The sequence below is a fragment of the Paenibacillus alkalitolerans genome (assembly GCF_016482785.1).
Classification (GTDB): Bacteria; Bacillota; Bacilli; order Paenibacillales; family YIM-B00363; genus Paenibacillus_AE; species Paenibacillus_AE alkalitolerans.
In genome coordinates this window covers 161,778-170,896 of sequence record NZ_JAEMXM010000013.1, presented here as the reverse complement: position 1 = coordinate 170,896, position 9,119 = coordinate 161,778, and the positions used below count along the sequence as shown (strand labels likewise).

Here is a 9,119-nt window from a genome sequence, read left to right as displayed (position 1 = left end):
GGCTTTCTTCAAACTGTCCACCAACAAGGTCACAGTTCACATGTTCAAGGGCGGCCGTCCGTCTCAATGTTCCCACATCGCGAGCAGCATCTTGGCATGATATGACAAGTTCTTCGCGGCACGGGCGGAAATCTCGTCCCGGCTCGCATACTTATCGATATCGGATAAATATCTCTCCATGAACTTCGCGGCATCTTCCATGGATACCTTTTCCAAGTGATGCTTCGACTGGTTCAAGGCATTGGTTAGTTGAGGAATGACAGGCTTTGCGATCTCACCGGCTGCCGCATAATCGTCCGTAAGCTGCTCCAATACGGACATGACGCCCGGCATCCGCAGCTTTGGAACCGGCACGCGTGCCCAGTCGGTATCGGATGCAAAGTAGAAGCTTGTGTAGGCCGGCTGGTTATAGGTCGTGTTTTGCCGGGCGGTTTCCGCTCTATACTGGGGATCGTGCATCAACGTGTACAGTTTGCGGTCCGTTACCTCGGTGCTAAGATAGATGCGAATCGCCGAGCTATCGGCCGTGCGCACCAAGAGCTCCTCTCTCCAATCGCCAAACACATCCGCAACTAAACAAGGGTTGCCCTTCGTATAGTTGTTCGTTCTTGTTCCCGTCGCCGTTAACAGCGTGCCCTTCTTCCAGTCAACAATGACGGGAGTGCTTTCTCTCGCGCCGTCAACGATTTGCGTTGTCATATCCGCCGACCACTTGATGTTCATATTCGTCCCGGGAGCTCTCGTATCGATCCGTTCGCCGTCCGCCGTCCACAAGCCGACGGCCCACGTTTCCAGGCCTCTATACGCCGGATCGATATCACCGACCATCCCCCGTCCGGTGTCTCTGCCGGTATACCCTCCGTAAATGACTTCGCCTGTCGCACCGTCCCGCAAAGTATAGCCGTACGGCGCCCATCGGCCGCCTTCGTGAACCATAAATATTTCAAGACCGGGTCTGTCCGGATCGATATCGGTCACATGCATCGCGTCCCCATGTCCGAGACGGGCGATCGTGCCGGGTGCCGCGCTTTCCGGAGGCATCACATCCATCGAGCTGTACAATAAAGTGCCGTCGTGATCGATTGTTGCGGATCCGTACACGATCTCGTGCATGCCGTCACCGTCAACGTCCGCCGCACTTAACGAGTGGGCGCCTTGGGTGGTGATGGTTCCGAATTGCGGATCCGTTCCGTCTCTTCCATGAGGTCCGTCGTTAAACGGATTGCTCATGATCGTCCAGCCGCTGTCGACAAACCATTTCTCGGAAAGATGCTGCCCGTCCCAGCTATATGAAACAAGCGTCGAACGGGTGTAATATCCGCGGGCGAAGACGGCGTAAGGTTTTTCGCCGTCCAAGTAAGCCACGCCGGCCAAGAAGCGGTCTACCCGGTTGCCGGGCTCGATGCGCGACATCGCATAGTCGCCCCACATTAACCCGTCGTCATGGCGGCCCGGCTTATAGTGAACGGTCTCCAGCTCGGCTCCCGTCGCGCCGTCGAATACGGTCAAATATTCCGGCCCCTCCAGAATAAAGCCCTCGAACGCTCTGAGGTTGTTGCGGCCGCTTCTGCTAGGAGCGTACGTATCCATGAAGTAGTCCGTCAAGCTTTCTGCATCTTCCCTGGACAACGGATAATCGTATCGCTTCTCGATTCCGAAGCATTCTTCGAGCGTTGCCGGCCAATGGCCGTTCACGACTTCTTCATGCTCGTGCCAACCCATGAACATCTTTACAATATGTTCATAATAATCTTTCCTGCTCATGCGATAGTCGTCATTGTGGCCGTACCCGGCGTCGATATCCTCTTGAGGCATCGTAATGTGCTTTTCCGAGACGATTTGCCCTTCTTGATCGAATTTGACGATCTTTGTGCCCGGAGCGGTCTTGAACATGGATTCGGCCTTTCCGTCTCCGTCAAAGTCATAAACCATGAATTGAGTATAGTGAGCGCCCGAGCGGATATTCACTCCGAGATCGATCCGGTACAGCAGCGTTCCGTCAAGCTTGTAACAATCGATATACGTGTTGCCGGTATATCCGACTTGCGACACATCTTTAGAGTTTGACGGTTCCCATTTCACGAAATATTCATACTGCCCGTCGCCATCGACGTCGCCGACGCTCATGTCGTTAGCGTGATAGGTGTAGGCTTCGCCCGCAGGCGTCACACCGTCCTCCGGCTTCATTAGCGGCAAATCGTAATAAGCTTGTTCCCAAGGGGTTACTTCGGCACTTTGGTCCGCTTCCTTCCCGCCAACGACCGCGGCTATGTAGTACTTGGATGCGGCGGTTCCTTCCCGATCCAAGTAATTCGTGCTGTCCTCCACGGTCGCAATCTTTACCCCGTCGCGGTAGACGTTGAAGTTTGCGCCTGTCAACCCGGCCTCGGAATAGCCCGTTACTTCATTGGCTAACAGCCTCCAGCTCAGGAACACGCCTTCGGATGTCGATGCTGCGACCAATCCTCTGTCAAGGTATTCGAGCTGCACGGCTTGACTGTTGCTTGCCGCGGCGGCGGATCCGCCGGTACTTCCGGTGAGAACGAGCGGCACGGCAAGCGCTGCGGCCAATACCTTCTTAGCGGTTGTTGATTTCTTGAAAGTCAACGTGCTCCACCTTCCTTGATAGTAATGTTGATTACGCTTACAAAATACTTGCCGGGCACCCCCAGACTTTTAATAGATTCGCTTTTCCACATAAACTATAATTTTACAAGCGTGAAATCGTAATATAAAAATCAGTCCTTTTTATTTAAAAATCAGTGATTTTCTCTTCAATAAAAGAAAAAGTCCGGTGAGCGGCATGCCTCACGGGACTATTCTCCTCTATTCAATTCCAACGGAATTTTAGTAAATGGCGAACAACATATGGGAAGGCATGCTCCCGGTATTGGATCTCTCCAGGGCGCTGGTGGCTTCATCCAGAATGAGGATGGACGGTTGCTTGCGCAAGACGGCCCTTGCCAAGACGATACTCTGCCATACTCCCCCGATAATCGAACCCAACGGTCTCCAATACTGCGGATAGCATGTCGTCAGCCCCTTTCATGAATAAAAGAAGAACCCTAATACAATCCGTAATGGATTGTATTAGGGCCAGCCCCATGGGAACTCAGCTCGGAGAATAGATGTCCATATCGTCCGTCGTGACAAAGTCGATATGCGTCGTGCCTTTTCCGTACATCGTTTCGCTTACATTCAGCGTTTCGAGTGCCGGTGATTCCCATTCCTTCTTCGCTTGGTTTTCCATATGTATCACCTCCTTTCAAGGATAAACGGCTTCCTTAAAGGAAGAATGCGATGACCCAATCCTCTCCCTGAATTCCCCCTTACTCGTTGGTTCATACTACCTCATATGGAAATTCATACTTCGTATGACGCTACCATATAGCAGTAAGAATTTTCAAAAAATTTATAAGGCGCCTCCATCGAATCGAACACGATTCGGGGTGATCTATTTCCGCGTAACAGGTCAGTAAAGCTGCCTGCGGCTATCGCACTCATTTTTGTCCAATCTCGGGTAGTTTATTTACTATTTATAAAATTCGGAAAGCTTTACAAAAATGAGAGGGTATCTGCACTTTTTTTTAAAAAAAATCCTATTACAATACTCATTTCAATGAATCTACTAAATGTACAAAAAGAAATGCCCCGTGAGCGTAGCACACGGGACTTTCCGTCTTTCCTGACTATTTTGAACCGGACCGTCCTTCCAATACTGCGTCAACATGGGCCATCCGTACAAGGTATAAACAACGCCTTCAGCGGATAACTCCGCTTTACTAATGGTATAATCGGACCCGGCGGCGGCTGCCTGAAATGGCAAAAGTACAGTCAGCAGCAAAACTCCGCAAAAAAAAAAAGCATAAATCGTCGTCTCATCAATCATCCCTCCTGCTTACGATTTTCTTTAAATCTACCAAAATTCAGAATTGTTCGAATCTACTGAATGCACCATTGCCAATCTACCAATATTTTCATAAAAAATTGATAACACTACTCCAACGATCCATATTCAACGACGTATAGCACTCACTTTCGTTTGGCAGCTCAGCAGCTTGCCGAACAGTCCATCGGGGTCCTTGGAAAGCTGCTGAAATCCGCCAATTTGGGTTATTTTCCCATTATCCAACACAACGATCTGATCCGCATTTCGGATCGTGGATAACCGATGGGCGATAACGATTATCGTCATGCTTCCCTTCAGCCGGTCCAGCGCTTCTTGAATTATCGTTTCATTTTCGCTATCCAAAGCGCTTGTGGCTTCATCCAGAATGAGGACGGAAGGCTTCCGCAAGATGGCCCTTGCCAGAACGATGCGCTGCCGTTCGCCTCCCGATAATCTTACCCCACGATCTCCTACAACCGTATCCAATCCGTGAGGGAGATTGTTAACGAATTGTTCCGCGTTAGCGAACCTCAATGCCTCGCGCATTTGTTCCTCGCTTGCGCCCGGTGCGGCGATTGACAGATTCTCCTTAATACTCGCGTGAAATAGAAACGGATCCTGCGATATATAAGCGACGGCTCTCCTTAAGGCAAAGAAGTCGCTGCCGGCAAGCGGTTTTCCGTCAATGGAAACCTGTCCCTTCTCGGGCTGAATGAGTCCGATCACGATATCGATCAAGGTGCTTTTCCCTGCGCCGGATTTTCCGACAATGGCCGTCATGCGATTCGCCGGTATATGCAGGTTTATATCTTGAAGTGCATATGAGGAATGATTCCGGTCATAACGATAGAAAATGTTGCGGCATTCAAATCCTTCATCAATACGCACCGTATTTTCCTGATCAGGAAGATCGAGCGACTCAAGTTCTTGAGCGGCTTCATAATCTTGTTTCAGATCGAATAAGCTCTTGAATGCGGGAACGGATTGGGCCATCTGTTCCAAATTCGACTGCAGCATCGAGAACTTCGGCCACAGCCGCGAAAAAATAATGACGATAAAAATCAAGGACTCGGCTTGCACATGAAACACTTGAAAGGATAAAAACACAAATAAAGCGATGAGCAGTCCCGCAGCTACTTTATAATAGTACTGGGAAGCGGATCGCAGTCTCGTAAATTGAACGATATTTTGCTCCAACCGGCCGCAAATCATGCGGAACCAGGCCAGATGCTGTTTTTCCATCATATTGCTTTTGATTTCTTTGATGCCGTTGAAATGATCGGTCATCCCGGCCATATAACTTTGCATCAACTCGGTCGTTTCGTGCCCGATCGTTCTTGATTTCTTCACGAATTTACGCGAATAGACGGAGAGCGCCAAAGCGCAAATCAATACAAGAATCGTCAGCTTCGCCGACAACCATAACGCAAATCCGATCTGGACCAAGGTAAACAGGAACGTTGTAACAATTTGCAAGAGCATAAACACCCCGAAACTGACACGAGGCAGTTCCGTGGTAACAATATGGATAAAATCCGATTTACTCTTTTTCAGGAAAAACGACCAGTTCGACTGCAATAACGCCTGATAAATCTCCAGCCTTGAGTGTCTGATAAATCCTTGCTCAATTTCAGAGTTTAAGATGGTCAAATAACGCTGCAAGAGTCCTTGGCCGATAAGCAGTACAAGGAAGATTGCGAGTATAACGGGTAATTTCAATGAAGACGGCAGTCCTTGCAGCGGTTCGAGTACTGTAGAAAGGAATGGTATTCCTGCCGACAGCGAATCCAGAACGCCGATCAGACTCAGCAAAGGAGCGAGCAGGAAAATTCCGACTCCTTCCAGCAAGCTTATAACCATCATCCCGATCAAGCAAATATACAGCTTTATCCCGGCAAAGGAATGCAATTTTTTCAGATATACGAGTACTGGCGCCACTGACGAATCGCTCCTTAACTTCCGCATCGAATATAGTAATCCGTGTTTCATCCGCGAATGACGCTCTCAGCTTCTTGCACGGTATGTAAAACCAGGGTTACCAGCTCGTGAACCGAAAATCCGGCGGATGGCCTGCGCAGCTTATATATACTTGCGTGACTCACGATCTTCGTGACGGTCGAGAAATGCCACCGCTCCCCTGCCGTATGCGGGATCATAAAATTACGGTACGTATGCATTCGCAAAATCGGCAGACGCTCAAGACCTTGGCAGCATTCGATTTCCGGTTGGTCCCGGTCCGCCTTAGCCAGCTCGAATATACCTGCTAAAGGAACGGTTTCGCGGCAAAACTTGGACGATACGGGTACGGCATATTTGGAAGCATAAAAAGGATCGTAATGATCGGTTGCCATCCCCAATCTCACGATGCTTTCCTCCCAAAGCTTCTGCTGCGGGTAAGAAGGAACAATAAGCGGGATTTTTCCATCCCGACCGAACGACACCGCAATCACATCATCGCTAAGAAGCGGAAAGCCGCTATGTAGAAAGGCAGCGGCAAGCGTCGATTTGCCTGCTCCGGAATCTCCGACGAAAGCATATGCTTTTCCGTTAATAACGACCGCGCTTCCATGGAGAGGGAGCGTCTTTCGCTGAATTAATATTGCGCCCATACATGTTCCGAGCAAGTATAGCCGGATGAGTTTTTGTTCCGCTCCGGCAACAGGAGAAACGATGATTTGTTTTCCATCGCGAATACTATAGATTGCAATGCCGGGCGCATGAAATAAAATTTGATTATCGGTGAAAGCGTAGTAATCGTCAGGAGATCCGTATTCCTCCCAAACTCCCGACAATTCCCCCGCTATTATTTCCAGATCCGCTTCGAACGCTTGCCCGGCTGCTTGCGGCAGCTCCGGCAGGGATAATTCACTAGCTATTCCGAGCCCAAAAGCTGTATACACGGCCGGTTTGCCCGTTTGTATCATCTTGCTTGCCCCTCTCTCTCGTCTTTCGGCATTGCTCTTATTAGAAAGGAAGGGCCCTTATACGTTAATTGTATAAGGGCCATGCAATTGCGGGATTACCCGAAGGTGATCCTAGGAGTCAGGAGCATGAGGGTGACCATTATTAGTGCCTTTGCCGTTTCTGTCAGGGTACATCCCGTTTGGTCCACCCATAGTCTCGCTGACATCAAGAACTTCCAACATCGGTTGCTGCCAATCCTTTTTCATTGTCATTCGTCTCACCTCCTTTCAAGCTTGTCCGCTATAGGTATTGCCGTATGAACCGGTAAACAACCAAGCCCTGCATCAATAACCTTGTATCCGGATCAAAGGCGCAGTCAGGTTTCGGCGAGCTGCCGATTTTCGAAAGCGATTGTTTGATTTGATTCACATTTAACAATGACGAAGCGGCGGCATCGCGGCAAAGCTCGTGAATTTGTTCCGTAAATTCGCTCCACGACGGAGTCATTCGATGAATCCAATCCGCCCCTTGCACACCCCGAACGCGAAGATTGAGCCGTACTTCATCGGGCAAATAGCCTCGGGTCGCCCTTCGAATGAGAGAACGGTCCATTCCGTCTTGGACATACTGTTCGGCAGGCACGGATAAGCAAAATCGAACGACCCTCGGATCACCGGTCGGGTCTCTTTCCCTGACGGCATACCGTAACGATAGCTTGGTCGAAGACGTTCCTTGATGGTTTAGCATCGACAAGCTTTCAAACTGGTATATTCTTGCCGCGAATTCGTCCATCGATGACTCTGTCAATCCGACGTCATGATACTTAAGCTTTTCGAAGACGTTGGTTCGCTGCGCTAAATCCGGATGGACTAAGAGCGGTTTTTGCGGCCCCGGTTTCTGCTTCGTAAACAATGCCGGAACCGGTGAAGGAAATGCCAGTTTGCCGATGACGGGCAGCAGCCGGGATCTCCCGACTCTCATATTTCTGCTATAGAGCTTGAGCTCACGGTAAAAAAGCATCCATCGCAGCCTTCTTAGGAGTTGAGCGTAATAGTCAAGCGCGGGGCCCCATGAGATGCTGTAATTTCCGTTTCCGCCATTCAACAAAATACCGACTCCGTGCTTTTGCGCTTGCTCGAGCATCCCTTTAATCCAGTACGAATTTTCAAAAAATTTATACGGCGCCTCCATCAACTCAAGCAGGTCATTGATTTCTTCAAAAGAGTTTCGGTCCGGAAAGTCCAAATAGTTATGCGCGATATTGCCTACATGTTTAACAGTAGCCTCGATATAGGGACTCTCGTCGGCCGCCATTGTTTTCGAAGTCCAATCGACAAAATCCGCAGGAGGGACATAACTGTACGTATGTAACGTTTTTCCTTCCTCCCGCAGCGGGTTTGAAGCAAAGCTTGCGACAGCCCCCGAGTCCAGCCCTCCGCTTAAGCTCGCGCCGACTTTCCGGTATGTCCGAAGCTTCGATTTAACAGCTTCACGAAACACTTCGCGAAACGCTTCCTCGTATTCGCCGTTTGTTTTTAGCTTGAGCTTCCCGGAAGACGGCACGAATGTCCCGTATCGTTCCACTGCGACGTTTCCGTCCGCCACCGTAACCGAATGTGCCGGAGGAATTTGTTCGATGCCGCGAAACACCGTGGAATGAACATCGATCGTATCTAAAATGACAGGGATTGCGAGAAACTCCGCCAGCCAGGTCTCGTTCAGTTCCTTCTTGATACCTGATAACGTGAATAGCGGATTCATCACCGTGCAAAAAGCAAACCGACGAGGATCGCGATGATAATACAGCGTTCGGCTTCCCATCAAATCTCTCGCGCCGAACAGGCGGCGGTTCCGCTCGTCCCAAATGATGAAAGCGAAGTCGCCTATCAAGTAATTCGGAGCTTCCTTTCCCCATTTGAGATACGCCGCTAATATTAACTCGCTGTCCGTCATCCGCTTCCGCCGGAAATGCTCAACCTGTAACCGGTTAAACAACTCCTCCCTGTTGTCGATGATCGCGTCCGCGGTAATGGCCAGCTTATGCTGTTTATCGTAAAAGGGCAGCCGTTCATGAGTCGATTCGGGTGTGACCCATTGCGCGTGACAGCCCAAAAATATGGAACGATTATGCCAAACCCGCACATCGTCGGCAGGATACTTTTGCAAAGCCCGCATCATATTTTCGATCGTTTCGACGGTAACAGGTTCTTCGGTATAATGTAATATTCCGGCTATCGCACTCATTTTTTCTCCTATCTCCGGGTAGTTTCTCTACTATTTAGAAAATTCGGAAAGCTATTCAAAAATGAGAGGGTACCTGCTACAT

At 49.6% G+C, this 9,119-nt stretch carries 6 protein-coding genes and 1 pseudogene; all 7 read right to left on the bottom strand.

Annotated features, from left to right (window positions below):
* Positions 1 to 63: 63 nt before the first annotated feature.
* A complete protein-coding gene (locus JET16_RS19620) occupies positions 64 to 2,607 on the bottom strand; it encodes a rhamnogalacturonan lyase (RefSeq protein WP_199619230.1) in 2,544 nt (847 codons plus the stop codon).
* Between the two features lie 282 nt (positions 2,608 to 2,889).
* A pseudogene (locus tag JET16_RS31160) lies at positions 2,890 to 3,017 on the bottom strand (ABC transporter ATP-binding protein); the annotation flags it as partial.
* Between the two features lie 95 nt (positions 3,018 to 3,112).
* Positions 3,113 to 3,250: a paeninodin family lasso peptide gene (locus tag JET16_RS19610; protein ID WP_199619224.1), complete on the bottom strand. Its 138-nt coding sequence runs from the start codon at positions 3,248 to 3,250 to the stop codon at positions 3,113 to 3,115.
* Positions 3,251 to 4,015: 765 nt separating this feature from the next.
* The gene (locus JET16_RS19605; protein ID WP_325176728.1) at positions 4,016 to 5,827 is read right to left on the bottom strand and encodes an ABC transporter ATP-binding protein; all 1,812 of its coding nucleotides are present in this window, start codon (positions 5,825 to 5,827) and stop codon (positions 4,016 to 4,018) included.
* A 47-nt stretch (positions 5,828 to 5,874) separates the two neighbouring features.
* Complete coding sequence (locus tag JET16_RS19600) at positions 5,875 to 6,813, bottom strand: phosphoenolpyruvate carboxykinase (ATP) (RefSeq protein WP_199619215.1); 939 nt, start codon at positions 6,811 to 6,813, stop codon at positions 5,875 to 5,877.
* Between the two features lie 111 nt (positions 6,814 to 6,924).
* Positions 6,925 to 7,065, bottom strand: coding sequence for a paeninodin family lasso peptide (locus tag JET16_RS19595; RefSeq protein ID WP_407673164.1), 141 nt, complete (start codon positions 7,063 to 7,065; stop codon positions 6,925 to 6,927).
* Between the two features lie 28 nt (positions 7,066 to 7,093).
* On the bottom strand, positions 7,094 to 9,037 hold the full coding sequence (locus JET16_RS19590; RefSeq protein ID WP_199619213.1) for an asparagine synthase-related protein: 1,944 nt from the start codon (positions 9,035 to 9,037) through the stop codon (positions 7,094 to 7,096).
* Positions 9,038 to 9,119 lie beyond the last annotated feature (82 nt).

Bases quoted from the DNA above. Each gene is read 5' to 3' on its own strand.
- JET16_RS19610 (WP_199619224.1), bottom strand. From the start codon at position 3,250: ATGGAAAACCAAGCGAAGAAGGAATGGGAATCACCGGCACTCGAAACG.
- JET16_RS19600 (WP_199619215.1), bottom strand. From the start codon at position 6,813: ATGATACAAACGGGCAAACCGGCCGTGTATACAGCTTTTGGGCTCGGA.
- JET16_RS19595 (WP_407673164.1), bottom strand. From the start codon at position 7,065: ATGACAATGAAAAAGGATTGGCAGCAACCGATGTTGGAAGTTCTTGAT.
- JET16_RS19590 (WP_199619213.1), bottom strand. From the start codon at position 9,037: ATGAGTGCGATAGCCGGAATATTACATTATACCGAAGAACCTGTTACC.